Annotated in this window: 21 protein-coding genes; 3 read left to right on the top strand and 18 right to left on the bottom strand. The window is 60.6% G+C overall.

Annotated elements, in window-relative coordinates; all coding sequences use genetic code 11:
• Nucleotides 1-10: 10 nt before the first annotated feature.
• From ACSPX5_RS09760 to ACSPX5_RS09745, 4 genes are all read right to left on the bottom strand, one after another.
• Entirely contained in the window at nucleotides 11-1,666 is a 1,656-nt protein-coding gene (locus ACSPX5_RS09760; protein WP_439821581.1) for an intermembrane transport protein PqiB, read from the bottom strand.
• 96 nt (nucleotides 1,667-1,762) lie between these two features.
• On the bottom strand, nucleotides 1,763-3,064 hold the full coding sequence (locus ACSPX5_RS09755) for an NAD(P)/FAD-dependent oxidoreductase (RefSeq protein ID WP_439821580.1): 1,302 nt from the start codon (nucleotides 3,062-3,064) through the stop codon (nucleotides 1,763-1,765).
• Nucleotides 3,061-4,149 carry a polyamine ABC transporter substrate-binding protein gene (locus ACSPX5_RS09750; protein ID WP_439821579.1) on the bottom strand — a complete coding sequence of 363 codons (1,089 nt, stop codon included), beginning with the start codon at nucleotides 4,147-4,149 and terminating at the stop codon, nucleotides 3,061-3,063. The genes ACSPX5_RS09755 and ACSPX5_RS09750 overlap by 4 nt, the downstream gene beginning before the upstream one ends.
• A gap of 122 nt (nucleotides 4,150-4,271) precedes the next feature.
• Entirely contained in the window at nucleotides 4,272-5,630 is a 1,359-nt protein-coding gene (locus tag ACSPX5_RS09745) for a glutamine synthetase family protein (protein WP_169430464.1), read from the bottom strand.
• Between the two features lie 162 nt (nucleotides 5,631-5,792).
• Between ACSPX5_RS09745 and ACSPX5_RS09740 the strand changes: the two genes are divergently transcribed.
• Nucleotides 5,793-6,698: a helix-turn-helix domain-containing protein gene (locus tag ACSPX5_RS09740; protein WP_439821578.1), complete on the top strand. Its 906-nt coding sequence runs from the start codon at nucleotides 5,793-5,795 to the stop codon at nucleotides 6,696-6,698.
• An 18-nt stretch (nucleotides 6,699-6,716) separates the two neighbouring features.
• On the opposite strand, the gene ACSPX5_RS09735 is transcribed toward ACSPX5_RS09740, so the two are convergent.
• Both ACSPX5_RS09735 and ACSPX5_RS09730 read right to left on the bottom strand, forming a co-directional pair.
• Entirely contained in the window at nucleotides 6,717-7,457 is a 741-nt protein-coding gene (locus ACSPX5_RS09735) for an anti-sigma factor family protein (RefSeq protein WP_439821577.1), read from the bottom strand.
• Complete coding sequence (locus tag ACSPX5_RS09730) at nucleotides 7,450-7,962, bottom strand: sigma-70 family RNA polymerase sigma factor (protein WP_439821576.1); 513 nt, start codon at nucleotides 7,960-7,962, stop codon at nucleotides 7,450-7,452. The genes ACSPX5_RS09735 and ACSPX5_RS09730 overlap by 8 nt, the downstream gene beginning before the upstream one ends.
• A gap of 153 nt (nucleotides 7,963-8,115) precedes the next feature.
• Here ACSPX5_RS09730 and ACSPX5_RS09725 point away from each other — a divergent pair, with 153 nt between their 5' ends.
• Both ACSPX5_RS09725 and ACSPX5_RS09720 read left to right on the top strand, forming a co-directional pair.
• Nucleotides 8,116-9,087, top strand: coding sequence for a metallophosphoesterase family protein (locus ACSPX5_RS09725; protein ID WP_439821575.1), 972 nt, complete (start codon nucleotides 8,116-8,118; stop codon nucleotides 9,085-9,087).
• 14 nt (nucleotides 9,088-9,101) lie between these two features.
• Nucleotides 9,102-9,410 (top strand): plastocyanin/azurin family copper-binding protein, encoded by a 309-nt coding sequence (locus ACSPX5_RS09720; RefSeq protein WP_439821574.1) that lies wholly within the window; start codon nucleotides 9,102-9,104, stop codon nucleotides 9,408-9,410.
• Between the two features lie 46 nt (nucleotides 9,411-9,456).
• On the opposite strand, the gene ACSPX5_RS09715 is transcribed toward ACSPX5_RS09720, so the two are convergent.
• The 12 genes from ACSPX5_RS09715 to ACSPX5_RS09660 form a co-directional block, all read right to left on the bottom strand.
• A complete protein-coding gene (locus ACSPX5_RS09715) occupies nucleotides 9,457-10,506 on the bottom strand; it encodes a hypothetical protein (RefSeq protein ID WP_439821573.1) in 1,050 nt (349 codons plus the stop codon).
• Between the two features lie 30 nt (nucleotides 10,507-10,536).
• Nucleotides 10,537-12,354: a hypothetical protein gene (locus tag ACSPX5_RS09710; RefSeq protein ID WP_439821572.1), complete on the bottom strand. Its 1,818-nt coding sequence runs from the start codon at nucleotides 12,352-12,354 to the stop codon at nucleotides 10,537-10,539.
• A 3-nt stretch (nucleotides 12,355-12,357) separates the two neighbouring features.
• Nucleotides 12,358-13,650, bottom strand: coding sequence for a hypothetical protein (locus ACSPX5_RS09705; RefSeq protein WP_439821571.1), 1,293 nt, complete (start codon nucleotides 13,648-13,650; stop codon nucleotides 12,358-12,360).
• 19 nt (nucleotides 13,651-13,669) lie between these two features.
• Entirely contained in the window at nucleotides 13,670-14,590 is a 921-nt protein-coding gene (locus ACSPX5_RS09700; RefSeq protein WP_439821570.1) for a hypothetical protein, read from the bottom strand.
• A 66-nt stretch (nucleotides 14,591-14,656) separates the two neighbouring features.
• On the bottom strand, nucleotides 14,657-17,026 hold the full coding sequence (locus ACSPX5_RS09695; RefSeq protein ID WP_439821569.1) for a hypothetical protein: 2,370 nt from the start codon (nucleotides 17,024-17,026) through the stop codon (nucleotides 14,657-14,659).
• A 10-nt stretch (nucleotides 17,027-17,036) separates the two neighbouring features.
• On the bottom strand, nucleotides 17,037-18,179 hold the full coding sequence (locus ACSPX5_RS09690) for a hypothetical protein (RefSeq protein WP_439821568.1): 1,143 nt from the start codon (nucleotides 18,177-18,179) through the stop codon (nucleotides 17,037-17,039).
• Nucleotides 18,158-19,603 (bottom strand): alkaline phosphatase family protein, encoded by a 1,446-nt coding sequence (locus ACSPX5_RS09685; protein WP_439821567.1) that lies wholly within the window; start codon nucleotides 19,601-19,603, stop codon nucleotides 18,158-18,160. Before ACSPX5_RS09685 ends, ACSPX5_RS09690 begins: the two co-directional genes overlap by 22 nt.
• On the bottom strand, nucleotides 19,593-20,825 hold the full coding sequence (gene eboE, locus ACSPX5_RS09680) for a metabolite traffic protein EboE (RefSeq protein ID WP_439821566.1): 1,233 nt from the start codon (nucleotides 20,823-20,825) through the stop codon (nucleotides 19,593-19,595). Before eboE ends, ACSPX5_RS09685 begins: the two co-directional genes overlap by 11 nt.
• Entirely contained in the window at nucleotides 20,822-21,706 is an 885-nt protein-coding gene (locus tag ACSPX5_RS09675) for a TatD family hydrolase (protein ID WP_323160468.1), read from the bottom strand. Before ACSPX5_RS09675 ends, eboE begins: the two co-directional genes overlap by 4 nt.
• Before the next feature lie 36 nt (nucleotides 21,707-21,742).
• On the bottom strand, nucleotides 21,743-22,498 hold the full coding sequence (locus tag ACSPX5_RS09670) for an EboA domain-containing protein (RefSeq protein ID WP_439821565.1): 756 nt from the start codon (nucleotides 22,496-22,498) through the stop codon (nucleotides 21,743-21,745).
• Nucleotides 22,495-23,385, bottom strand: a complete 891-nt coding sequence (locus ACSPX5_RS09665; RefSeq protein ID WP_169430448.1) for a UbiA family prenyltransferase — start codon at nucleotides 23,383-23,385, stop codon at nucleotides 22,495-22,497. Before ACSPX5_RS09665 ends, ACSPX5_RS09670 begins: the two co-directional genes overlap by 4 nt.
• Nucleotides 23,382-25,256, bottom strand: coding sequence for a 3-dehydroquinate synthase (locus ACSPX5_RS09660; RefSeq protein WP_439821564.1), 1,875 nt, complete (start codon nucleotides 25,254-25,256; stop codon nucleotides 23,382-23,384). Before ACSPX5_RS09660 ends, ACSPX5_RS09665 begins: the two co-directional genes overlap by 4 nt.
• Nucleotides 25,257-25,687: the final 431 nt, after the last annotated feature.

The raw sequence follows: 25,687 nt of genomic DNA, 5'->3' as shown, positions 1-25,687 counted from the left end.
GCTCCTGTGCTCAATTGCGCGGCGGGCCTTTGAGGTCCAGCGGCGCAGCGTTGTCGGGGCGACCGCGAATCAGCGATTCCGGATGGCGACCGAGGTAATCCGACAGTTCACGCAACGAGCGCGACATGCGCCCGAGCTCGTCGAGGGTCTGGGTGAGTTTCTCCCGCTGCGGCGAGTCCTCGGCCAGGGTCGAGCTGGCCGATTGCAGGGTCTTGCTGACGTCGGCCAGGGTGTTCTGGACGCCGGGCAAGGTCTTGGCGTTGAACTGGGTCAGGCTTTTACGCAGCTCGACGAGGTTGCCGTCGAGATTGCCGGCAATGCGCTCCACGGGCAGTTTGTTCAGCTTGTCGACCATGGCCTCGAGTTTTTCCTGCAGCTGTTCAAGGCTGCCGGGGATGGTCGGAATGACGATCGGACGGGCCGTCGTGTCAAACGCGACTTTTTCGGCCTTGGGGAAGAAGTCCAGAGCGATGTACAGCTGCCCCGTCAGGAGGTTGCCGCTGCGGGCCTGGGCGCGCAGACCGTTGTCGACGAAGGTGCCGATCAGGCGCACGGCGGCGGCTTCGTCTTCGGGGTTGTGGTTGAGCACCTGGAGCATCTTCTCGTGGGCCCGTCCGAGGCGTTGCGGGTAGATCACGATGCCGACGTTGACCGGGAAGCTGCGTTTCTTCTCGTCGTAGTCCAGGTTGATACTCACCACCCGGCCGATTTCCATGCCGAGGAATTCAACCGGCGCATCGACCTTGAGACCGCGCATCGCTTGATCGAAACGCAGTCTCAGGTACTGCGGCTTGCCGGCAGGCGGGGCGAGGGCGGTCTGCTGGTCTTCGAACAGGTCGAAGGTCTTTTCTTCAGCGGCGGCGACATCGTTGGGGCTGTACTCCGGGGCGCGGAAGGCGACGCCGCCGATCAGCAAGGTCGACAGCGATTCGGTTTTCACCGCAAAGCCATTGGCGCCGACATTGACGTCAATGCCGCTGGCGTTCCAGAACCGGGTGTTCTCCGTGACGTAGGCATCGTTCGGCGCATGGATGAACACCTCGACATTGACACCCTTGCCATCGGCATCCAGGGCATAGGCCACGACCTGGCCGACCGGGATCTTGCGGTAATAGACCGGTGAGCCGATATCCAGCGACCCCAGGTCCTGGGTGTGCAGTTTGAAGCGCTTGCCCGGTTCGCCATAGGTGATCGGTGGCGGGTTTTCCAGCCCCTTGAAGTGTTTGGCGCGCGAGTCGGACTGGCCGATATCGGCTCCGATGTAGTCGCCGGACAGCAGCGTATCGATACCTGAAACACCGCCAGCGCCGATACGGGGTCGCACCACCCAGAACTTCGAGTCTTCGCGGGTAAAGGTTTCGGCCTGTTTGGCCAGTTTGATCGTGGCGTTGACGCTTTTCTGGTCGTCGCTCAGCTCGACGTCCGAGACCTGGCCGATCACCACGTTACGGTATTTGACTTCGGTCTTGTTGGCGGTCAGACCGCTGCCGGTCTTGAAGGTCACGACGATGGTCGGGCCTTCCTGCATCAGGTTGTGCACCACCAGTGAAATGCCCACCAGCACCGCGACGATCGGCACGATCCACACCAGGGAAATGCTGAAACGCCGGGTCTTGACCGGGGCTTGGCCGGGTGCTCGCGGTTGATCGGCGGCTGACGACTCCATCCATGACCTCCAGAGTGTGTTGGGCACTGAGCGTCAGGAACGCAAAAGCACTTCATCAATATAGAAGTGCTTTGCGATAGAGCAAATCGGCGAGCCTCAGCCCAGCAGTTCCCGCAGGCGATACCAGAGCATGCCCAGCGCCAGCAGCGGCGAGCGCAACGCCGGACCGCCGGGGAAGGTCATGTGCGGCACGCCGCTGAACACGTCCATGCCTTGGCTGTGGCCGGTATGAATCGCTTCGCCCAACAGCCTGGCGCACCAGTGCGTGACGTTCAGACCATGGCCGGAGTAACCCTGGGCGTAGAACACGTTCGGGTGCTGCTTGAGCCGCCCGACCTGCGGGAAGCGATTGGCAGTGATGCCGATCTTGCCACCCCATTGATAGTCGATGCGTACATCCGCCAGTTGCGGGAACACCTTGAGCATCTTCGGTCGCATGTAGGCTGCGATGTCCGCCGGATCCCGGCCGGAATAGTGGCAGGCGCCGCCGAACAGCAAGCGCCGGTCCGCCGAGAGCCGGTAATAGTCGAGGCCGACTTTCTGGTCGCAGAGCGCCAGATTCTGCGGGATCAGTTCGGTAGCACGCTCTTTGGACAGGGGCTCGGTGGCGATGATGTAACTGCCCGCCGGCAGGACCTTGCCGCTGAGCTGTTGCTCGAGTTCGTCCAGATGCGCGTTGCAACCGAGCACCAGACTGCCGGCGCGCACCGTGCCCGAAGCGCAGCGCACTTGCACCGTGGCACCGTGGACGATTTCCAGCACCGGGCTCTGCTCGAAGATCCGTACCCCGAGCGACGCCGCCAGCCTCGCTTCGCCCTGGACCAGATCGAGCGGGTGCAGATGGCCCGAACCCATGTCGATCAGGCCTCCTTTGTAGACACCTGAATTGACGACTTGCCGGCGCATGTCTTCAGGGCTGACCAGTCGCGTTTCGTGGGCATAACCCGAGACCGCGAGACTGTCCTGTTCGGCCTTGAACGCCTCGAACTGTGCCGGGGTGTTGGCCAGTTCGCAGAAGCCCCAGCGCAGGTCGCACTCGATGGCGTTGTCGCCGATGCGCCGGCGCACCAGCTCAACCGAATCGACGCCGGCCTGTTGCAGATAGCGCACGCCTTCTGTGCCGACATGACGGGCGAAGCCCTCGAACTCATGGCCGATGCCACGTATCAACTGGCCGCCATTGCGTCCGCTGGCGCCCCAGCCGATGCGCCGACCTTCGAGCAGCACCACCGAGAGGCCGCGCTGCGCCAGCTCGATGGCGGTGTTGACGCCGGTAAAACCGCCGCCGATCACGCAGACATCGGCGGTCAGGTCGGCTTCAAGCGCAGGGTACTGCGTGCTCGTCCGGGCCGACGCGGCGTAGTAGGAGCGAGCATGTTCCTGGGTGTACTGATTCATTTGTTCGACTTCACTTTGCTCCAGGAACGGGTCATCAGACGCATGATCGACTGGGGCGGGGTGGTGGAAATGTAGAGTTTGTCGAGGACTTCCTGAGGCGGATACGCCTCTGGATTGCTGACCAGTGCCACGTCCATGTACTGCTTGGCCGGCGGGTTCGGGTTGGCGTAGCCGACCGAGGCGCTGACCTTGGCGATCACTTGCGGGTCGAGCAGGTAATTGATGAAAACGTGGGCTTCTTTGGTGTTGCCGGCATCGGCGGGAATCGCCAGCAGGTCGAACCACAGGTTTGCGCCTTCCTTGGGGATCGCGTAGGCGATGTTCACGCCGTTCCTGGCTTCCTTGGCGCGGTTGGCGGCCTGGAACACGTCGCCGGAGTAACCGAAGGCCACGCAGATATCGCCGTTGGCCAGATCCGACACGTATTTCGAAGAGTGGAAATAGGTGATGTACGGGCGGATGCTCAGCAGTTTGGCTTCAGCTTTCTTGAAGTCTTCCGGGTTCTCGCTGCGTGGGTCCATGCCCATGTAATTGAGGATCGCCGGGAACACTTCGTCCGCCGAGTCCATCATCGATACGCCGCACTGAGTGAGTTTTTTCAGGTTCTCCGGCTCGAACAGCACGGCCCAGGAATCGATGTGATCGATGCCCAGCACTTGCTTGACCTTGTCGACGTTGTAGCCGATGCCGTTGGTGCCCCACAGGTACGGCACCGAGTGTTCGTTGCCCGGGTCGTTTTTCTCGAGCAGGGCCAGCAGTTTCGGGTCGAGGTTCTTCCAGTTCGGCAGTTGCGAGCGGTCCAGTTTGAGGAACGCCCCTGCCTTCACCTGACGGGCCAGGAAGTGATTGGACGGCACCACCACGTCGTAGCCGGTACGTCCGGCGAGCAATTTGCCTTCGAGGGTTTCGTTGGAGTCGAAGACGTCGTAGATCACCTTGATCCCGCTGGATGACTGGAAGTCGGCGAGGGTAGTTTCGCCAATGTAATCGGTCCAGTTGTAGACGCTGACCTGCGGTTGGGCGAGGGCTCCGGCACTGCATGCCAGGGCCAGAGCGGCGGGGATCACGGATTTCAACAGACGCATATCGACACCTCTTCGATTGATCGTTCCCACGCTCTGCGTGGGAATGCAGCCCGGGGCGCTCCGCGTCCCAAAGCGGACTCAGAACGTGGGAACGATCGTTGGGTTGGTTGTTTTTGTTTTGGTTAAACGCTCAACAACAGGAACTCACGCTCCCAGGAGCTGATCACGCGCTTGAAGTTTTCATGCTCGGCACGCTTCACCGCCACATAACCACGCACAAACTTGCTGCCCAGGTACTCGGCGACGGTGTCGCACTCTTCCATCTGGGTCAGGGCCTCTTCGATGGTGATCGGCAGGCGCAGGTTGCGGCGCTCATAGGCGCGACCTTCGACGGCAGCGCTCGGTTCGATGCCCTCGACCATGCCGATGTAGCCGCACAGCAGGCTCGCGGCGATGGCCAGGTACGGGTTGGCGTCGGCGCCCGGCAGGCGGTTTTCCACGCGCATTGCCTCAGGACCGGAGGTCGGAACCCGCAGGCCGACGGTGCGGTTTTCTTCGCCCCATTCGACATTGACCGGCGCCGAGGTGTCCGGCAGGAAGCGGCGGAACGAGTTCACGTTGGGCGCAAACATCGGCAGCACTTTCGGGATCAGCTTTTGCAGACCGCCGATGTGATGGCGGAACAGGTCGCTCATGGTGCCGTCGGCGTTGGCGAAAATCGGCTTGCCGGTGGCGATTTCCACCACGCTCTGGTGCAGGTGCATGGCGCTGCCGGGTTCGTCGCCAATCGGTTTGGCCATGAAGGTCGCAGTGACGTTGTGCTTGAGTGCGGCTTCGCGCAGGGTGCGCTTGAACACGGTGATCTGGTCGGCCAGATCCAGCGCGTCGCCATGACGGAAGTTGATTTCCATCTGCGCCGGGCCGTCTTCGTGAATCAGCGTGTCCAGGTCCAGGCCTTGCAGTTCGCACCAGTCGTAGACATCTTCGAACAGCGGATCGAATTCGTTGGCCGCATCGATGGAGAACGACTGCCGACCGCTTTCGGCACGCCCGGAACGGCCCAGCGGTGCCTTCAACGGCAAGTCCGGGTCTTCGCAGCGCTGGGTCAGGTAGAACTCCATTTCCGGCGCCACGATCGGCTTCCAGCCCTTGTCGGTGTACAGCTGCAGGACTTTCTTCAGCACATTGCGTGGCGACAGTTCAATCGGGTTGCCGAACTTGTCGAAGGTGTCGTGGATCACGATGGCCGTTGGCTCGATGGCCCATGGCACCACGTACACTGCGTCGCTCACTGGTTTGCAGACCATGTCGATGTCGGCCGGGTCGAGCAGGTCGTAGTAGATGTCGTCGTCGACAAAATCCCCGGTTACCGTTTGCAGCAGCACACTTTCCGGCAGACGCATGCCTCGCTCATGCAGGAACTTGTTGGTCGGTGCAATTTTGCCGCGGGCGATGCCGGTCAGGTCGCTGACCACGCATTCCACTTCGGTAATCTTGTGATCTTTCAGCCATGTGAACAGCTGATCGAAAGGGGCATTCATAAAGACCTCGTCGTTGGTTTTGTTGACGCGGGGGAATCGCGATTTCATCTTTCGCAGGCTTCCCCTGTGGCGCGTTGACGACTATCTTGGGCGGGCCTTGCCGTTCCATCTATCCACTTTCAGCAGCACCAAAGCGCACCAAAAGAGTGCGCAAGGTCTCCCATGACGACGTGTAATCCGCTACAGGTTCAAGCTTTCAACACCGCCGATGTCGCCGAGCAGATCCGCGCGACACCGGGCTGGGTCCAGCAGTATCAACAGATGTCGCCGGGGCATTTCGCCGGGCGAATCCGCTATCTGGACCTGGAAGGCGTGGAGGTCTACGAAGAACAGATGAACACCCGGGTCGAGCAGAATTTCAGTGCGCCGCCGGGGTCTCTGGCGTTCTGCTTCGATCGCAGTGACAACGCGCTGTATCTGCTGAATGAAGAGAGTCGCAACATCTGGATCACCCCGGAGAACTACCAGGAAATCGCCGTGGTGTTCGGTCCCGAATTCGTCCGCCAGAACGGTCTGGACGTGGCTCGGCTGGAAGGTCTGTTCATGGCGCCGCTCAACGGCGCGCAGAATGCGCTGTTCAGCCGCTGGTTAAGCTCCACGCTCACGAAGTTGTCGCAAGCCCTTGATTATCCAAGCAAAGAAGCGCTGACCCAGCAGTTGATGGAGGACTGTCTGTTCATCCTCGATAACGCCTGTGTATGTCTGGACAGTGGTGGTTTGCAGCGCCGCGCCGAAGAGCGGACGACCATGAAACGGGTGGGGGAATGGGCGGCGGACTCGCCGGAAGAAACCCTCAATCTGCTGGAACTGGCCCAGGTCGCCGGGGTGTCGTTGCGGCAGTTGCAGCAGACGTTCAAGGCCTACACCGGGATGTCACCGACTCAATGGCTTCGTCTGCGGCGGCTCAACAGTGCCCGCCGGGAACTGCTCAAGGGTGCCACTTCGGGCACCACGGTGGCCGAAGTGGCGATGAACTGGTCGTTCTGGCATCTGGGGCGGTTTTCCAATAGTTATCGGGCGCTGTTTAATGAGTTGCCGAGTGAGACTTTGAAGCGATCCTGCCGCTAACAGAAAACGATTTCCCTCTCAGGCGCCCTTTCTGAGCAACTGCCCGAGCGCTTCCAGTTCGCCTTTTTCCACATCGGAAACCAGTACGAACCGCATGTGGTTTGCCTGCCAGGAAACCACGTTGAAGCCGCGAATCGCCTGGCTCTGCAAGGGTTTGTCGGCCTCCGGCGTCGGCAGGATAAACACATTGATGATGTGTTTGGCCCGGCCGTAACTCAGGGCGGCGGTGGTCTGGTGTTGCAGGTAATCCAGCCGCCCGCCGAGCAGTGGGAAGCCCTGTGCCGCGTAGTCCACGACCGGCGGCGAGAAATCGAGCTTGCCGGTGAACCAGGGTTTGACGGTATGGCGGTCGGAAGACACCACGTCGTTCAAGTGTTCGCCCATCAACGAGCGGACATGGCTGGAGACGGCCTCGTCCATCAACGGTTGTTCGCTGCCGGGCGTTGCCACGTAGAGCACCAGCGCCAGCGCCAGTGCTGCTGCGGAAAATGCCGGGGCGAACCAGTTTTGCCAACGCCGACTCGGCGAGGCGGGCGTTTGCGCGGCCAACACACTGGCGAGCAGTGATTCCGGTGCCGCGTAATAGGGCGCGTGGCGCTTCACACTGATCTTCAGCACCTTCGCCTCGGCATGCCGTCGGGAACACTCGCCGCAGATGTTCAGATGCGCAGCCACTTGCGCAGCCACCTCCGGATCAAGTTCCTGATCCAGAAAACCGTGTAGTTGCGTGCGGCAAATCGCGCAATCGAGTTCATTCATGTTCGTGCCACTTCAGTAATTCGAGCTTGAGCATCGCACGGGCCCGGGCCAGCCTCGACATGACCGTGCCGATGGGAATATCGACCACCAGGGCGATGTCCTTGTAGGGCATGTCTTCGAGCTCCTTGAGCACGATGACCTCGCGAAAGGCCGGCGGCAAGGCGCTCAATGCCCGCTGGATCAGTGCCGCGTTTTCCGTGTGGATGGCCAGCAGTTCCGGCGTCTGGTGGTGGCTCAAGGCGCCTTCGTGGTGACCGGTTTCGTCGTCGACAGGCACCCAGTGGCGCCCGGCCGAGCTCTTGAGCCAGGTGTAGCTTTCGTTGCGCACGATGGTCAGGAACCAGGCCTTGGCATTGCCGTCAGTGAAACGCTGCAAATACCGGAAGGCACGCAACGCGCTTTCCTGCACCACGTCTCGCGCGGCGCTGTCGCTGCCCGTGAGCCAGCGCGCCAGGTTGTAAGCCGCGTCCAGGTGCGGCGCAACCAGTTCCTCGAATCGATTCATAGTGATTTCCGCACCGTCACACCCCCTATAACCGTGATGCACCGTGTTTTATTCCCTGGAAAATTTGTGTTGCGGCGCGGAATAAACGTTCGTCCCGCAAGGTTCTTCCTGGTGTCAGCTACATGACTGTAGTCCGCCCTCGAGGACATACCGATGGACAATCAAACAAAACATCCACTGCGCACCGACGGCTTGCTGCATAACCCGGACCGGCGAACGCTGCTCAAATGCTCGGCATGGGCCGGGGCCGGTGTCCTCTGGGCCTTGAGCGGTGGCATTCCCAGAGCCTTTGCGATGGATGAAGCAGGTAACGTCACCGACCCCAAGGCGTTGGCCAGCACCTTTCATTTCGTGCAGATCAGTGACTCGCACATCGGCTTCAACAAGGACGCCAACCCGGAGCCGGTGAAAACCCTGCAAGTGGCAATCGACAAGGTCATCGCACTGCCGAAACGGCCGTCGCTGATCCTGCACACCGGCGACATCACCCACCTGTCCAAGGCCGAGGAATTTGACACCGCAGCGCAGGTACTCAAAGGCCTGCCGTCGACCGTGCATTACATCCCCGGCGAACACGACACCCTCGACGAGGGCGGCGGCAAGCTCTATCTGGAACGCTACGGTAAGGGCACCAAAGGCAATGGCTGGTACAGCTTCGATGACCACGGCGTGCATTTCATCGCGCTGGTCAATGTCTTCAACTTCCAGGCTGGCCATGAAGCCAACCTCGGCGCCGATCAACTGGCGTGGCTGGCCGATGATCTGCGGGCAGTTTCGACCAGTACACCGATCGTGGTGTTCACCCACATTCCGCTGTGGACGATCTATCAGCCCTGGGGCTGGGGCACCGAGGATGGCGATCAGGCGATTGCGATGCTGCGCAAGTACGGCTCGGTGACGGTGCTGAACGGGCACATTCATCAGGTCATCCAGAAGGTCGAAGGCAACATCACCTTCCATACCGCCCGTGGCACGGCGTATCCGCAACCCGCACCGGGCGCGGCACCGTCGCCGGGGCCGATGACCGTGGCGGCCGATCAGTTGCGCAACTATCTGGGGATTACCGAAGTGCGGGCGACACAGGGCGATCATCCGCTGGCGTTGATCGATTCGACACTGGTCTAGGGGAGGGCAGCCAGATGAAAACGCGACTGTTGGCCGTGATGTGCCTGATGTTGTCGATGCCGGTGTGGGCGCAGGAGGTGAAAGTCGATATCAAGGAGTTCATGTTCGGCCCCAAGGATCTGACCGTGGCCGTGGGCACCCAGGTGACGTGGGTCAATGACGACCAGATCCCGCACACGGTGGCTGAAACCCACAAGGTGTTCCGCTCGGGGGCGCTGGACACCCATGACAGTTTTTCCTGGGTGTTCAATACGCCGGGCGAGTTCGAGTATTTCTGCGTGCTGCATCCGCAGATGATCGGCAAGATCGTGGTCACTCAATAAACAGAAGGCGCGCCTCTTAAAGGGGCGCGCCTTTTTTCAGCCGTTTTCAGAGCAGTACCCGACGCAGCCTGCCACTCAACGCAACGACTTTATTGTCTGGCGTGGGCAGGGGGCGCCCCGTCAACCCCATGCCTTCGCTCACCAGTACCGCGTCCTGCACCAGACACAGATTGGACGGGGTATCCAGGTCACGGGCGAGCACGGTCACTTCGCCCGTTTGCAGATTGCAGCTCAACAGTCGCCCGCTGAATCGGGTGAAGCCGCCATGCAGCGGTTCACCGTTCCAGTCAGGCGGCAACGGTTGTTGCAGACGGCTACAGAGCTCCAGCACCAACACATCGCCTTGCGGACACAGTGCCAGCCCGGTGGGCAATTGCAGGCCACGAATCAGCACTTCGATCCGGCCGGTGTCGGGCCAGACCCGAATCACCTGACCGGCCTGATCGTCAAAGTCGATGCCTTTGCGGGCGGGGTCGTTGTGCAGCTCTCCGGAGAACAGACTGATCAGCACGGCGTCTGTCGCCGGTTCGTGGATCAGCGTGACGGGAACGGCTTCCTGTCCCATGTCCAGATCGGGCAACTGGACCAGGACCTGTTCATCCTCGCCGCTACGGAATTCCACCAGTTGGTTGGTATCGGGTTTGACGGCCAGCCAACTGTGGCGGGTCGGGTGATAACACAGTGCATTGAGATTGCCCCGACTGTGAAACACCGGCTCGGGCGGGGTGTATTGCAGGTCCAGCAGTTTCGAGCCCGCGACATAATCGGTCTGGCTGACCAGACAGCGTCCTTCACCGCAGGCGATGTCCGACAGGCCCATGATTTCATCGCGCAGCATGCGGGCCTGCATGTTCATCGAGCGAAAACCCGGCGCCAGTGTTTCAGGGGCGAGATACGCGCCGGGCTTGAGCGGGTCCGGTCGCAGTCGGCTGATGCGGCCGCTGAACGTCTGGTCCGGCAGGCCTGATCCAGCCTCGACCAGCAGCAGGCTGCCATCGGCTTGCACGCAGACACCGCGCGGGTTCAACAGGCCTTCGGCGATGATAGTGCTGGGGCGCAGCGTCTCGCGGGGGCGCGCAGGAACATGAACAGTCATAGGTTTCTCTCCATGGGCTGAGGGATGCGATTACTGCGGTGGCTGCCAGGGTTCGCCCGTGAGATAGGCCCGCAACAGAGCCCGCTGACAAGGCGACATCGAGCGCACCACGGGCATGAACAGCGTGGTGCCTTTGTAGGCATCCGACGTGCGGGCGAGGATCGGATTTTTCGCGCCCATGATCGCGTCGGGCTGGTTCAGCGGGATGTAGCGAGACATGGCCGGAAAGGCCAGGTAGTGAAAGCGCAGGACGTTTGGATACATCATTTCCCAGGTGATGCTGGTGCCTCTGGGGATACCGAAGTCGGTCTGGGCGTATTTGCGGAAGTTGGTGAAATACGTGCCGCTATCCTGACCGTTAACGGTGTAGGTCAGGGCGACGAACCCTGCCAGGGGCGCCGCTGCGGGTTTTACGTTGACGGAGAACGTGACGGACAACTGACCGGGGCTCACCGTCAGGGCCGGGGGGAAATAAAGGAAGTCGCAGTAGCGCTGTTGTGTGTAATACGGTCCCGAGGGCGCGGCGGTGAGATCGATTTCGGTTGTGCTGGTCACCGCAGCCCCCAGATACCGGACCTGTAGCGTAATCGACAGGCCCTGCGGGTAGTCCTCGGTATAGACACTGCGTTGATCGGCGTAGACCCGATAGACCGACTCTGTTGCCTGCAAGGTAGTCCCGGCGACCTTGCCGGGGGCGCTGATGGCCAGTGCCGAGGATCTGACCGCCGACTGTTGGGCTGTATTGAGAGGCAGATCGACAATGCCGCCATACACGTAATAGTCGAGCAGGGGACTGCTGGTCGGATCGAGTGTGGCGAGGTTGGTGTCACCGGCTGCGAGGGTGACAGGACCGTAATTGCCGTTAGGTCCGATAGGGCTGGTGATGTCATCCCGGACGACCCTGAACGTCTCTTTCGGAATGATGTTGACCATGTCGACGCTCAGCATTGCCGCGCTGCTCAGGTCGGCATAGCCGGTGCCGCCCGTGCCCTGATTGACGATCTGACGGCCCGCCTGACAGTCCAGCGGCTCATTGGCGAACGCCGGCGCCAATGTACCGATGACCCGGCCGATGCTCGGGTTCGGGGTGTCTCTGCCGGCGGCATAATCGGCTTGCAACTGGGGCGTGGTCATTGTCGGGCACATTTCGAACATCACAAAGCGCAGGACAATACCGGTGGCACCCGGTGCCTGGATGATCGATCGCAAACCGCTGCTGTTCTGGTTCCAGCTGACAATGCTGCTCAGCGGGAAGGTCAGCTGGAAGGTGCCGCTTATACGGCAGGAACCGGGTGCATCCAGCTCCTTCGGCGTTGGCTGCAGCACCCGCTTGCCGAGATCCTGGCTGCTGCAAACTGCATTGTCGTGAATCAGCAATTGGATGTTGTTACTGCCACCGATTTGCAGGCCACCGACAAATATCTGGGTGGTGGTGGTCGAGGTGGGATCGAGGTCCACCATCATCGGGCCCGATACCGGCCCTTGTCCGGTCACCGGGTCCACGGAACCCAGCAGATAGACCGGCTGGCCCACCATATCGCCAGTGGTACTGACGCTGCCCGGGCTGCCCTGAGAACTGATCAGCGCGTTTTGCATGTCGACGACATGCTGCCCGTAATGATTCCAGCCGCCAGCGGTGTAATAGTCGCCCGTAGGCGCATTGATCATGCTGTTCAACTGATCGTCGGTATAAGACCGGGCCCCCGATGCCAGGGTCGAAGTGGTCAGGTCAAAGATCGGCCAGTTGTCATCGCCGTCATAAGGAATGGTCGGGGAGTTGTTCGGCAGGCTGACATCCGTGCGGATGCCGCCCCAGAAATTCAGTCGCGGGCCATTGAGGATGCTCATGATTTATTTCCCGTCCTTGATGGTTTTGCCGAGCGGCGAATGGGCGAATTTGAACAGATAGGAGTAATCGGACTTGTAGGGGCTCTTGACCGGCGTCGCCATGGAGTGACAGTTCATGCAACTGCTGTTGGGCTGGATGTAGCTTTCCATGGTCACGTTGGCCGAGAGTGCTGGCGTCGGCTGGCCCAGCGGGTTGCTCGGGTTATCCGGCATCAACGGGCGCTGGGTGGTGATGAGCTGGTAGTACTTCAATACGCTGTTTTGCAGCCCCGGGTCGGCCTGGTAACGGGCGTTGATCTGGTTTGTGATGTCAGCGATCGGCGTGACCCGGTTCAGCGGGTTCGGGGTCTGGAACGTGGTGCCGGGTTTGGGCACGCAGACCTGATGCGGGCCCTGAGTCTGCCAGTCGCAGGGTGACTGGTTGAGGGATGCGGCGGGCGCAGCGGCGTTGAAGTAGGAGTAGGCCGTGCCTGCGACAGGCTGATCGACCCATTGGCCGTTCACCAGTGCCTTGGGCGGAACGTTGTCGACCTGTTCGAACGTCGACCAGATCCACTGCGGATAACCGTTGGCCTTGGTGATGATGTGCAGGCCGACCAGCCCCAGAAACGCCTCGGTGACACCGTTCTTCTGGCCCTGATCATTGAAGGTCGCCACCCGGGCGAGCAGGGTCAGGTAACGGCTGGCGTTGTCATGGGCGGTGAGGATTCGCCAGCTCGACTTGATCTCGATGACGCCCCACGGAAACGTGATGTTGTTGGCTTTGGAGACGACATCGGCGTTGTAGAAGTTGTTGCCCACGATGTAGTTGTATGAAGTCTCGTTGGCCGAAATGTCGTAGTAGGTCGGGTTTTTCGCCTGATCGATCAGCCAGCCGCCGACCGCCTGATCGACGGCGTTGACCTGAGCGCTGTTTTTCAAAGAAGCGATGTTGATGATGTTGAAGCTTTTTGCGATCTGCGGGGAATTCCACGGCCCCGGATTGGCAGCGTTCGGCAGAAAGATTTCCCCGACGGTCTTGTAGGTCTGCCACACGGTATAGCCGGCTGCACCGGGTTGCTTGGTGCAGTCGGGATTGCCGCGCTGCCCGCTCTTTGCCGGCCAGCTCAGGGCGATGAACATCTGCCAGCTGTATTGATCGAACTGATCCTGACCGGCCGTGGCGGCCGGTGCGGTACCGGGCGGCTGGCAGTTCAACTGGCTGGCCTGCACCGATGGCATGGCTTGTTCCCTGGCCAGCGCCGGCAGGCTGGCCAGACCCAGCAACATCACGGAAAAACAGAGTGTGGTTTTCATGGCGATCCTTCGTCGTTGATCACGGTTTACGCTGCATGAGCTTGTTCCACTGCGCCTTTTGGCCGTTGCTCTGCGACGTCGGCGGCTCGAACAACTGGCAGGGCGGCGGATTCGACGGGCACATGGCGGCAACCTGCGCCCAGGTCTGTTTCGGGTCCGGTTTGGCGATGCGGAAGTCGGTGTAGTTCTGGCTGACGATCGGTGCGTTGGCGACGCTGCTGTCACCGGAAAAGAAGAACGACTGCGGCTGCCGGTAGGGCGGTTGCCCCGACATTTTTTTGTAGAAGGCATAGCCGAACAGGATCGGACCTTGCGGCGAGTCGAGATCCAGGGCGTAGGCCTGCACGCTGCCATCGAGATTCTTGCTGCGCTCGGCGCTGTAGGGCAGGTGTTCGATGAAATCCTGCCGTGGCGGATGATTCATCGGTGAGAACATGCAGCAGGCCGGCATGTCTTTCGGGCGATCCTGCGGATAGGTCAGGAAGTACGCCTTGTTGCCCAGGGAGACGAACGAGCAGGTGTAGTTGTTGTTCTTGATCGGGAAGATCGGCAGGCAGTATTTCTCGTAGTGCTCCATCATCGCGCCGAAGCCGTCGCCGTCCGGCGGAATATAGGTCGTGTCGTAGTAGCTGGTCCCCCGGGAGACGGTGTAGTCCGCAGGCTTCAGGGTCGTTGGCGGGTTGCTGTAGGGCGGCGGGTTGTTTTCGTAGTTATGCATCACCCGGTACATGGTCCAGTTGCTGATCCAGAACGCCGGAAAGAACGGGTCGGAAGGTTCACCCGGATTGCGTTTGGCGATGCAGTTGCCGTTCTGTTCATTGCACCCCAGCGTGTTGTGTACGCCATTGGTGAAGTAGACGGCGCCGCTGTCCTGGGCGAATGCGGATGGACAGAACAACAGGATCAACAGCAACAGACGGTTCAAGAGGCTGACGTTCATGGGTCACTCCCTGGCAAGGCGCACTGCGGGCCTGAACACCCGCAGTGGCTCATCTTTCCTGATGGATCAGAGGTCGTCGTAATCGCTCATCTTCAGTGGCATGGGCGGGAAGTTGCGCTTGACCAGTTTCTGCGCCCACAACTCCAGCACGGCGCGCCGGCTCTGCGACAGGTCGCGGGTGATAGGCATCGCGAGGGTGCTTTCTTCCTGGTACTCCTTGCTGATCAGCCGGATCAACTGGTCGACAGCGCCTTCCACACGTGTCCGGGAATTGAGCGGCATGAACTTGTTCATGATCGGGTACAGGTAATAGAACGTCTTGAGGACCCTTGGGTAGATGAAGTCATCCCAGATCGCTTCGGGCGCATTCTTGTCCTTGTAGATGTCGTTCCAGTAATTGACGAAGTCCTGTTGCAGCTGCATGTCCAGAGGCAGGACGCGCAGCGGGGCGAGGAAGTCGGTCTGGGCGTCCGTGAGCGCGAAGCTGAAAGGAATGACCGGGTCGCTGGAGTCTTCCTTGACGACGAAGCGCAGCGTCGGGAAGCCCGGGGCCACAGCCGTGAAGCTCACCTGGGCGATGCCGTTGGCGTCGGTGGTGGTGGCGACGTAGGAGTAATCCACCGTCTGATCGTTATCCAGCGTTCCGCTGACGTACACACCGGCGTCGAATTGCAGGCAAGGGGTCAGGGGGACCGTGATCGGTTGACTTGAGCCATTCATGAATGACTGATAACTGACCTCAACGCCCACCGGTTTGTCTTTGGCTTCCAGATTGACCAGTCGACGACCGCTGCCGGTGGCCAGGTAGTTCGCTACCGGCGCCGTGCCCTTGAACTGTGGCAGGTTGGCGGTGTTTTTGTTGCGGTCTGCGTTGTCGTAAAACAGCGTGAAGTCGGGGTTATTCAGGAACGTCAGGTAGTAGTCGCTGGTGGTCACGTTGTAAGGGTTGCCGTATTCCACCACCCAGAGTGTGGTGTTGGCAGCCGGTTGACCATTTTTCTGCACCATGATGTTCAGCGTCTTGCGATCGTTCACGTCGACGAAGGTGCCACTTTCTACCACCTCGGCGGTCCAGACTTGCTGAGTGGCGGCTTTCACGGGGCCTGATGACGTCTGTTGTTGCAGCTCCAGCGGGCCGGATTGCAAGGTGGTCGCTTGCGTGGCGCTGAGGGGGATATCCAGCAGGCCCGAGCGCTTGTCGAACGCCGACTGTCGATACTGCTCGAAACCGATGTCGACCACCGGCACGAAATTCCCGTTCTGCGATACGCCCAGCTTGTAGTCGCCGGCCTGGAACTTCTCGGCCGTCAGGACATCGGCGTTCTTGTCCAGCGGATAGAACGGAAACGTGTTGGCCAGATCCAGCGACAGCATGTTGTTGGTGATCTGCGCCGAGGTCACACCCAGATTGGTGCTGGTCGGCTCAGACATGCCGGGGTGAGTGACCATGATCTTCTGGTCGGTGACCAGACGCGGGCCGGCGGGCGCCGTGGGGTATTCGTGGTCGAACCACAGACCCAGGGTCGCTACGGTACGGTTGTAGGCGGGGTTGAAGAAAATATCGGATACGTTGTCCAGCCCCTTCTGATACATCGCCGTCAAACGGGCCTGCGCCGATTTGTCATTGTCGCGGGTGTCGACGTACGGGAAGTCGTTGAACACACCGTTCCTGTCGTAACAGGTGAGGTACGTGGCGAACCTGAACATCAGGCCCTGAGCGTTTTGAGCCTCCATCTGTTGCTGAAGATTGCTCAGCAGGACGGAATTGCCGATGACCCATTCCAGATTGTCCCGGGGAAAGCAGGTCTGCCAGGTGGTGGTGACATACGCCAGACCACCGAAGTCGCCGGCCCAATTGAACGTCAGGAAGCGGTCGAGCATCCGGTATTCACGGTTCAACGTCAGGCCACAGGTGGCATCCCCGAGCTGCAGCTTGTCGAAGTACAGCGCTGTGAAGGTGTTCTGCCACGGGCTGATGTCCACGAAACGCGCGGCCGTCGGGCTCTGACTGCCAAAAGGATTGCCGAGCAGCTGGAAGTCCCTGCCGACCAGTGCGTCCTGAGCAATGTAGGTGTTGGCCTGCAACTCGCCGCCAATAATGGTCGAGCGGGTACTCTGGTAACTCACGGTCCCGCAGGCGTTGTCGCCAAACAGGTCCCATTCGGCGGGTATGAACGGGAAGGTTTTTGGGCTTCCGTTGGTCGGAACCTGCTGCACATAGGGCGGCAGATCATTCTGCTGCACGGGGGAAATGATCCAGGGCATCAGAGTGGTGGAAGCGTTCGCCTGGGTGATGTCGTAGTAGCGGGTGAACGGCCAGTTGATGTCCATCTTCACGGCGTCATAGAGCGGCAGCACATCATTGTTGTTGGCCGTTGGCGGGTTCCAGAACATATGGCCGTTGAGGTAGATCCGGGGGAAGTTCAATACGCTCATGTCGTGCTCCTTAGCGTTGCCACTGGGCGCGCTTCAGCGACCAGACAAAGTCCAGTTTTTTGTAGCCGTCGAAAGCGGACGGCGGCAGCGGGGTTGTCGGGTAGACGATGCCGCCATCCTTTTTGATGGCGAAATCGAAATAGCCCTTGTCGTTCGAATAGGCCGCAGTGCCATGGCAGGCCAGGCAGGACGAAGTGTTCTGGAATGCCGATTCCAGCTGCGAGTTGGCCAGTACCTGAGTGATGGGCTGGAACTCGACCCCGATCAGCTCGTATTTCGACAGCGTCGGGTTGTTGGCCTGGAAACTGACGTTCACCGGTTTCGCGGCCGGGGTCGGCCCGGTGGTGTTGGTCATCGGTTTCGGTGTGGGGTCGTTGGTCACCGTGTATTTGCTGTTGTTGACGTTTTCGAAGGTGGTCCAGACCCAGTTGGCGTCCAGCTTGTTGACCACATGCAGCCCGCTCAACGCCGCATAGCCGACCTGATAGCTGCCGTCGTCCTGACGGTAATAAGCCTGGCCAATGTAGTAACCGTCGTTGGCCAGGGTTTGCCGATAGGTCGTGTCCGAGCCGATCCACAGCCACGCCGCCTTCAACTCCCACGCGGTGGCCGGGAAGTTCAGGTTGTCCGCCAGCGCGGCCTGACCGTTCATGTTGTAGACCTGACGCGCCACGATGTAGTCGAAGGTGTCTTCACCCATCAACAGTTGAAAGCGCACCGGGTTGCCTCGCTGAGAGGCAGGCACTGCGCCGCCCATGTGCAGCGCCAGGCCATCGACCTGTTGCGTGGCATTGATGTTGTGGAAGGTCCGGTTCAGGTCCATCCCCAGCGTTCGGGCCTGTGTTATCACCTCGGTCGGAGGCGGCACGGGACTGGCGTAGGCGCTAGGCGCAGCGCCATCGGGCAGGTAGACCTGGTCCGAAGGCTTCATGGTTTCCCACACCCGGTTACTGGCCTGGGTGGGGCTGGACTGGTTCAGACAGACAAACCAGTTCCAGGCCATGGTTTCGGGACTCTGCTCGAACGCCGCCCGGGTCTTGGCAATGTCGGTTCCAAATTTCAGAAACTGATTGCAATCGAAACTGTTGGTGTCCTGTGCCTGAGCCAAACCGGCCAGTGCACTGAGAACGGTTATAGAAATGGCTCGCCGCATGGAAGCTCCTTGGCATTGGCCGAGTGGTGGTAGAGGTGCCCCAGAAAATGCTGAAGGAGCAGTTGTTTCACCGCCGTAGCCGCCAGGGTTTGCGGCAACGGCAGATCGCAATTGGTGATGAGCAGCGGGCCGGTTTCCTCGCGCTCGGGCAGGCGTCCGTGACTGCCACGGACCAGTCCGGTGTCCAGCGGGATCAGGTCCATGTAGTAGCGAAAGCCGAGTTTTTTCTGCAGCAGACGGCGCGCGACTCTCAATTTCGGGAAGCGAATGGCCGGGTCGATGAACAGCTCCAGCGGGTCGTAGCCCGGCTTACGGTGGATGTCCACGGTGCGGGCAAAGTCCGGGGCCTTGCGATCGTCGAACCAGTAGTAGTAATCGAACCAGTAACCCGCTGCGGCCACGGCCACCAGCTCGCCGCTGTGCGGGTGATCCAGCGCAAAGGCTCGTTGCCCGGCCTTGTCCAGCACCTGCTCGATACCAGGCTGGCACTGCAGCAACGCTTTGACGCGGGGAATGTCCCGGGCGTTTTTCACATAGACATGGGCGATCTGATGATCGGCCACGGCAAAGGCTGCACTGGCGCCGGGGTCGAGCAATTCCCAGGTCAGCGACTGGCGTACTTCCAGCAAACCTTCCGAGCGCAGCAGGCGGTTGATGGACACCGATTGGTTGACCGCTTCGATGCCGTATTCGGACAACAGCATCACCGCGGCGCCTTGCGCCTCGGCGAAGGTCAGCAGCCGGCCGACCTCATGGTCGATAGCCCGCACCTCATCGGCAATCGACGGATGCTCGGGCCCCACGCGCTGAAGGCTGTAGTCGAGGTGCGGCAGGTAGATCAATTGCAGATCGGGCCGGTCGAGCTGGAATTCGGCAATCGCGCAATCGACGATCCAGCGGCTCGACGCAATACCCGCCACCGGCCCCCAGAAAGCCGGAAAGGGAAACTCGCCGATTTGCCGTTCGATGGTGTCGTGCAACGAAGCCGGTGACGAGTACAGACCGAACAGCTTGCGACCATCGGCGGGGTAGTGAGGACGCGGGGTGATGGCGGCGTCCACGTCGGCGTACATGTTGTACCACCAGAACAACTGGCTGCAGCGAAACCCGGGGATCTCGCGCTTGAGCGTTTCCCAGACCTTTTCGCCCTGAATCAATGCATTGGGCTGCAGCCAGAACCGCACTTCGGCCTGATCGCGAAAGTACCAGCCGTTGCCGACGATGCCGTGTTCGGACGGCGGCCGCCCGGTGAGAATCGAGGCCTGCACCGACGACGTGACGGCCGGGAACACCGGTTGCAGGCTGGCCATTTTGGCGTTTTTCAGCAGGGCATTGATGTTCGGGGTCGCGTCTCCCAGCAATGCTGGCGTCAGCCCGACCACGTTGATCAGCAGCAGCGGTTGGCGTGGTCGTTCAGAGGGCATCGGCGTAAGTCTCCTGCGCTTGTGGTTGCAGCAGTTGCCGTTGGCGCAACTGCTCCTCGACCCATTTCAGTTCCGCAGCGATGCCCTGCAGTTGGGCGTGTTCGGTCGTCGGGCGCAATTGGGCGGGGAGGACGCCCCAGCTGTAGGTTTCCACCTCCAGCACAGGGCGAAACTCCCGATGGTCAGCGAGATAGTCGAAGGTCTGCGCCAGCGCTATCTGACTGCCACTCAGCTCGGGCAACACCAGCTGTTCGCTGAACAGCGGGATATGGAAATGAATACGTAACTCGGCATAGCGATCCGGGTGCTTCGCGCAATCGTCGAGAGCGGCGGGCAGATCGGCCCAGGCCACCAGGCGGTCCTGTGCGTCGCGCGCCTTCACTTGATGCAGGTAGGTGGTTTCGCAAAAGTCGCTCAAGGTCTTGAGGACTTGTTCGCGGCGGCGGTCGTCCGGGGAGGGCAGGCGACAGACCAAGGCATTGGACAGCTGGATCTTGCCGATCGGCACCCGAGCCTGACGCAGTCTGACCAGCGAGCGATAACAGTCTTCGAACATCACGGCCTGGTGGCAGACGTCAAAACACAGCGCCAGATAATCGTGGTGCGGATCCGTGGTTTGCCAGCGGCGGAAGAAGGCGATGGCCTGATCGGTGTTTTCCAGCACGCAGTCAGGTTCCATCTCCAGGCAGAACAGAATTTTCTTGCCGGTCTCCCGATGCAGTCTGGCCAGTGACGTCGTGAGTTCGCGCAGTTGAAACTCCGCACGTTGTTGCAGCGTCGGGCTCCAGGTGGCGGCGTACCCCAGCGGCACGGTGGAAATCACCCCTTGATGACAGTCCGCCGGCAACGCCTGCGCAAGGATCTGCGCCAGTTCGAGGCTGTACGCCAGGCGCTTCGGCTCGGCCCAACTGGGCAGGTACACGGCGGCTTTCACCGCACCCTCATGAAACTGCCCGTAGGGGAAACCGTTTAGCGAGGTCAGTCGCAATCCACTGCGTTGCAGCAGGCCGAGGAACTCCGTACGTGCGGATTTCTGCTGTAACCCGGTGGCGGCGAGGGCGCTGATCCACAGTCCGCTGTCTTGTTCTTTCAGCCCGCGTTGTGTGCGCACACCCTGAAAGTGCTGTTCGATGGAGGCCTTCAGCCTGGCCAGGTCATGGGTCGGGTGCACGTTGCTGCAATACCCGACCTGCGCGGCAGCCCAACCCATGCCGGCACTCATTTGATCACCGGCTCCTGCCCGCGCAGGGCAGAGTTGTCCTGCCATTGCCGGCGCTGATCGATGGGCAGCGGGGTGCTGATCAGGGTTTTGTCCAGTTGACCGCTCTGGGCGAAAAAATCCACCGGATTGTGGAACAGCACCTGTTCAACCTGAGCCTCGCTGAAGCCCGCCGCCAACATCGCCTGACCGGTTTTCGGCACTTTGAGCGGGTCGCTGATGCCCCAGTCGGCGGCGCTGTTGACCACCATTTTCTCGGTGCCGTACTCCTGGAGCAGGGCCACCATGCGCTGTTCCGACATCTTGGTGTTGGGATAGATCGAGTGACCGCGCCAGCAGTCGCTGTCCAGTACCAGCGGCAACGTCAGTTCGTTGAGGTGGTCGATGATCACCAGATGTTCATTGATCCCCACTTCACGAATCACCGCCAGTGTGCGCTTGGTGCCGCCAATCTTGTCGCGGTGCGGCGTGTGCACCAGCACCGGCAGATTGAACTGTCTGGCCAGTTCCAGTTGCGCGGCGAGAAAGCGATCTTCCTCGGGCGTGATGTCGTCGTAGCCGATTTCGCCGACCGCGACGACGCCGTCCTTCACCAGATAGCGCGGCAAGATCTCCAGCACTTCATTGGCCACCGACAAGTCATTGGCCTCTTTGGGATTGAGGCCGATGGTGCAGAAGTGATGGATGCCGAACATGCTGGCGCGAAAGCGCTCCCAGCCCAGCAGGGTGTCGAAGTAATCAATGAAACTGCCGACACTGGTCCGGGCCTGGCCCTGCCAGAAGGCCGGCTCGATCACCCCGGTGATTCCGGCGGCGGCCATGTTCTGGTAGTCGTCGGTGGTGCGGCTGACCATGTGAATGTGCGGGTCGAAGTACTTGGGCATGGTGAATCCTCGTCAAGGGAAAAGAGACGTTGGGTATCAGTTCAGGTGGCTGCGCCATTCCGGCGGCAAACGTTGCTGTTTGTTCAGCTCGACCAGTCGCTGACGCTGCGCCGGGGTGAGCCGGTCGAAGGCAATCGCCAGGGGCAACCCGACGGACACCGCTCGGTCAGCCGCGAGTTGTTCTTCCAGCAGGTCGAGGGCCAGTTGATTGAGGGTGAGGCTGTGTCGCTGGCTCAGACCGGTCAGGCGTCGCACATCCAGCCCCATGCCCAGCGCCTTCAGCACCAGTTGGTGGAAGGCCCGTTCCGGGTAGTGACGTAACGGGTAGGGCGTATCGAGGGCGAGGGCGGCAAACACTTGGCTGTTGCTGGTGCGCCCGGCCTGCAACGCCAGTTCGACGCACACCCCGTGGCTGTCGAGCCAGTCGAAGGCTTTGAGGACGGCGATCTTCTCCTGATCGTCGCCCCACAGAAAAAGCTGGCGCAGCAAGGACAATTGTCCGTCCTTGGAGGACTGTTCAAGGACCTGTGCCAGCAATAAGGCGCGCGCCAGCTGGATCAGGCTCCAGTGGCTGTCCGGCAGTGCTCGGTCTCGCAGGTGACGCTTGCACTGGCCGCTCAGGAGCGATGCAGTATTGGCGTCCGGTTGCCGGGCCAATTGTTCCTGTGCCTGACGCCACCAGTGCAATTCGGTGTCGTCGAGTTGCCAGGTCAGGGTCTGATGGTGTTCGGCAAGGCAATCCTGGCGCATGCCGAGGGCCGCCATCGGCGGCGCAGTGACGTCCATGTTCATGTCGGTTTGATCCAGCGTTGGAAGTGTGGGAGCAGGAAAAACACCAGAACACACAGCAGGCTGCCCAATGGTTGATTGGCCACGGCCATCACCAACGCATCGAACAGTGGCAGCGCCGCGAGGCCGGCACCGATAAAGGCGCGGACCTTTCGATGCTGCGGGTTGGCAAGGTGCTGCCGGTAATGCCAGCCCAGCCAGCCGAGCCAGAGCAGCAGCACCGGCCAGAACCACAGGTTGCCGGCGTAGATCGCCAGGGCCAGCGGGCTCAACATCAAGAGCAGGGGCAAGCGACTGAGCAACAGGTTGTTGTGCTCATTGCGCGCCAGGTAAGTCAGCCCGCTGATATAGACGCCCAGCAACATCGCGCAGAGCCAGATCGGCTCCGGCGGCACCGCCAGACTGGCCGCCGCCGTGAGGTACAGCGCCGAGCGACAGGCGCCCATCAACCACACGCTGTGGGCGTACTTTTTGTGCAGCACGTTGTAGCCAATGATGCAGCCCACCAACAGCGTGACGCTGGCCAACAGCCAATGCGGCTGATCGATCAGTTGGCTCAGGCCCAGTACCGAGGCTGCTGCCAGTGTCAGCAACAACACAGTGGCGAGGCGCACTTGCTGGCGGCTGACCAGACCCAAAGTGATGGGCCGAGGATTGTGGTGTTGCTGATCCCAGTCGGCATCCAGCAGATCGTTCAGCAACATGCCGGCCAGATACAGCAGCGACAGGGTGAACAGCAGGAGAATCCACACCAGCCACGAGGGCGGCGCCAGTGCACCGGCGCTGCTGGCCAGCAGGGCGGCGGCCAGAGTGTTGGTCCACACCGTGGGCAGGTTGGAGACTCGGCCGAGGGTCAGCCAGGTCTTGAGGTTTTGCGGAGTCTGACTCATTTTGCGAAGCCCTCGCTCAGGTCGGGCACCGGCGTGCTGCGCACGGACAGCTTCTGCAGCGCCCGTTCCATCCGTGCGTCGTCGATTTCATGCAGGTCCACCGACTGGCCGATTCCGCTGAGCATCGGTATCGAGAGTTGTCCGCCGAGGTGTTGGCGGAACTCCTCCAGTCCGAGCAATACAAGCGGGCGACCTTGTGCATCTTTGAGGGTCAGTTCCGGTGGGCACAGGTTGAAACCGAGCCGGGTCAACAGGCTCATCACCCGTTCACAGTTGATATCGCTCAACAGCCCGAGGGCATTGGCGTAGAGCCCGTCGAGGGCTATGCCCACCGCAACGGCTTCGCCATGGCGCAACCGGTGGTGACTGAGATTCTCCAGTTTGTGTGCGGCCCAGTGCCCGTAATCCAGCGGCCGTCCGTTGCCGCGCTCGAAGGGATCGCCGGCGCCGGTGATGTGCGCCAGGTGCAGTTCGGCGCAGCGGCGAATTGCATAGCGACTGGCCGGATGATCGAAACGGGCGAGGGCGTCGGCCTGTTGCTCCATCCATTCGAAGAATGTCCGGTCCTTGATCAGCGCAACTTTCACCGCTTCGGCGAGCCCGGCGATCTGGTCGCGGCGGGTCAGGCTGGTCAGCAACTGGAAGTCATTGATCACGGCCGTGGCGGGGTAGAAGGCGCCGAGCAGGTTTTTCTGGCCGAAGGCGTTGATGCCGTTTTTCACTCCGATGCCGGCGTCGTTCTGGGCCAGCACCGTGCTTGGGACACGGATCAGGCGGATGCCGCGATGGAAGGTGGCGCAGGCGTAGCCCACGGAATCCAGCACCGCGCCACCGCCAAGGGCCAGTGCGTAACAATGCCGGTCCAGCCCGTGTTTCAGCATGTCGGCGTAGAGCTGCTGCAGCACCTGTGAATCCTTGCTCAGTTCACCGGCCGGAACGGCAATCGGCGGTGCCTGCAAATGCAGGTCCGCTGCATGGGCGGTAAAGTAGCCATCGATCTGATCCAGCAGGTGCGGCGCGCTTTTCAGTAGTTGCTCATCGGCGAACACCATCACCGTCACCCGACCGTTTTGCCGGGCGGTGAGTTGTTGATGCAGGCAGGGGTTGGAAGAATCGAAGAGGTGCTCGGTGAACACCACCGGGTAGTCGTAACTGACCTCGAAACGCCCATGCAGCACTTGCCCGACGTCGTGTTTGCGCAAGGTTTTGAAGAGGCTGTAGCCAGCGATGAACAGCCCCGGCAACACCATGCTGGCGAGAATCGTCACCAGCAGCGCGTTCTCTTCGACGAGGAATGTACCGATGGCGCTGTAAGCCAGTGCCAGCCCGGCGTTGGCCAGGGTAGTGACCAGCAGAAATGCCCGCAGCGGATAACGCTGCATGCCGGCGGCCACCACCGAGGTTTCCGCCAATACCGGCACGCCGCGCAGGCAGATCAATGACAGCGTGCCCAGTCGATAGGCCATTTGCCCAGGCTTGCGCTGATGCAATCCAAGGCGACTGGACAGCATCCGGAAATAACCGGCACCCAATGCGTAACCCAATCCGGCGCCCAGACACAGGCCAATGAAGATCACCAGATAACCGCCGACGCTGCCGAGCGTGGCCACGGCCAGTAGCGCGACCACACTTGAAGGCACGGGCAATACAACGTCCAGCGCCAACAGGGCGATCAGCAAGAGCGCCAGGTTGAGTTGCTGGGTGGGGGAAGTCGGCAGGTACAGGTCGAGATGATTGAGGAAGTCCTGGATCTGCCGTTCGAATAACAGGAAGCTGGCAATCACCAGTGCTGCAAAGCAAAACAGTGACAGCCAGAAATGTCCGGCCGATGCATTTTTCGAGAGCGCACGATACCAACGGCTGTGCTTCATCAAGCATCCCTCTTGATTGTGATGACTGAGTTCCGTTCAGCAACTAAAGCAGCGTCTTACTTGTTTCAGAAGAATGAATGCTCCCGCCGGGAAGGCTGTTCTTATTATTCGGTGGATCGTGCCAGTGAGGATATTCATGAACCTAGACGGTTGTTGTGGTTTTGCAAGTCGACTGGGACGTGGTGTTTTTCAGAAAGTGTTTAGTAGGCGTGAGAGTGTCGCAAGGTGCGGGATTTCGTTCGTGTATTTACATAGCGTTTTCAACATGATGAGCGCTTTTGTTGAAGTGATTTAAATGCTGATTAAACAGTCGGATGAGTAATTTTTTTCAACCGGGTTTGTTAGCAAGCTACTTAGATGGTGGCGATGTGGCATTATTTTGTTATTTAAGTTATTGCGACTGGCTATAAGCGTTCTTGATAGTTGAGTGA

The organism is Pseudomonas sp. HLG18 (assembly GCF_051903985.1).
Taxonomy (GTDB): Bacteria; Pseudomonadota; Gammaproteobacteria; order Pseudomonadales; family Pseudomonadaceae; genus Aquipseudomonas; species Aquipseudomonas fluorescens_BT.
This window is presented reverse-complemented; position numbering and strand designations above follow the sequence as displayed.

Bases quoted from the DNA above. Each gene is read 5' to 3' on its own strand.
- ACSPX5_RS09700 (WP_439821570.1), bottom strand. From the start codon at position 14,590: ATGAACGTCAGCCTCTTGAACCGTCTGTTGCTGTTGATCCTGTTGTTC.
- ACSPX5_RS09715 (WP_439821573.1), bottom strand. From the start codon at position 10,506: ATGACTGTTCATGTTCCTGCGCGCCCCCGCGAGACGCTGCGCCCCAGC.
- ACSPX5_RS09665 (WP_169430448.1), bottom strand. From the start codon at position 23,385: ATGAGTCAGACTCCGCAAAACCTCAAGACCTGGCTGACCCTCGGCCGA.
- ACSPX5_RS09730 (WP_439821576.1), bottom strand. From the start codon at position 7,962: ATGAATCGATTCGAGGAACTGGTTGCGCCGCACCTGGACGCGGCTTAC.
- ACSPX5_RS09695 (WP_439821569.1), bottom strand. From the start codon at position 17,026: ATGAGCGTATTGAACTTCCCCCGGATCTACCTCAACGGCCATATGTTC.
- ACSPX5_RS09755 (WP_439821580.1), bottom strand. From the start codon at position 3,064: ATGAATCAGTACACCCAGGAACATGCTCGCTCCTACTACGCCGCGTCG.
- eboE (WP_439821566.1), bottom strand. From the start codon at position 20,825: ATGAGTGCCGGCATGGGTTGGGCTGCCGCGCAGGTCGGGTATTGCAGC.
- ACSPX5_RS09745 (WP_169430464.1), bottom strand. From the start codon at position 5,630: ATGAATGCCCCTTTCGATCAGCTGTTCACATGGCTGAAAGATCACAAG.
- ACSPX5_RS09735 (WP_439821577.1), bottom strand. From the start codon at position 7,457: ATGAATGAACTCGATTGCGCGATTTGCCGCACGCAACTACACGGTTTT.
- ACSPX5_RS09725 (WP_439821575.1), top strand. From the start codon at position 8,116: ATGGACAATCAAACAAAACATCCACTGCGCACCGACGGCTTGCTGCAT.
- ACSPX5_RS09710 (WP_439821572.1), bottom strand. From the start codon at position 12,354: ATGAGCATCCTCAATGGCCCGCGACTGAATTTCTGGGGCGGCATCCGC.
- ACSPX5_RS09670 (WP_439821565.1), bottom strand. From the start codon at position 22,498: ATGAACATGGACGTCACTGCGCCGCCGATGGCGGCCCTCGGCATGCGC.
- ACSPX5_RS09690 (WP_439821568.1), bottom strand. From the start codon at position 18,179: ATGCGGCGAGCCATTTCTATAACCGTTCTCAGTGCACTGGCCGGTTTG.
- ACSPX5_RS09720 (WP_439821574.1), top strand. From the start codon at position 9,102: ATGAAAACGCGACTGTTGGCCGTGATGTGCCTGATGTTGTCGATGCCG.
- ACSPX5_RS09675 (WP_323160468.1), bottom strand. From the start codon at position 21,706: ATGCCCAAGTACTTCGACCCGCACATTCACATGGTCAGCCGCACCACC.
- ACSPX5_RS09705 (WP_439821571.1), bottom strand. From the start codon at position 13,650: ATGAAAACCACACTCTGTTTTTCCGTGATGTTGCTGGGTCTGGCCAGC.
- ACSPX5_RS09750 (WP_439821579.1), bottom strand. From the start codon at position 4,149: ATGCGTCTGTTGAAATCCGTGATCCCCGCCGCTCTGGCCCTGGCATGC.
- ACSPX5_RS09660 (WP_439821564.1), bottom strand. From the start codon at position 25,256: ATGAAGCACAGCCGTTGGTATCGTGCGCTCTCGAAAAATGCATCGGCC.
- ACSPX5_RS09685 (WP_439821567.1), bottom strand. From the start codon at position 19,603: ATGCCCTCTGAACGACCACGCCAACCGCTGCTGCTGATCAACGTGGTC.
- ACSPX5_RS09740 (WP_439821578.1), top strand. From the start codon at position 5,793: ATGACGACGTGTAATCCGCTACAGGTTCAAGCTTTCAACACCGCCGAT.
- ACSPX5_RS09760 (WP_439821581.1), bottom strand. From the start codon at position 1,666: ATGGAGTCGTCAGCCGCCGATCAACCGCGAGCACCCGGCCAAGCCCCG.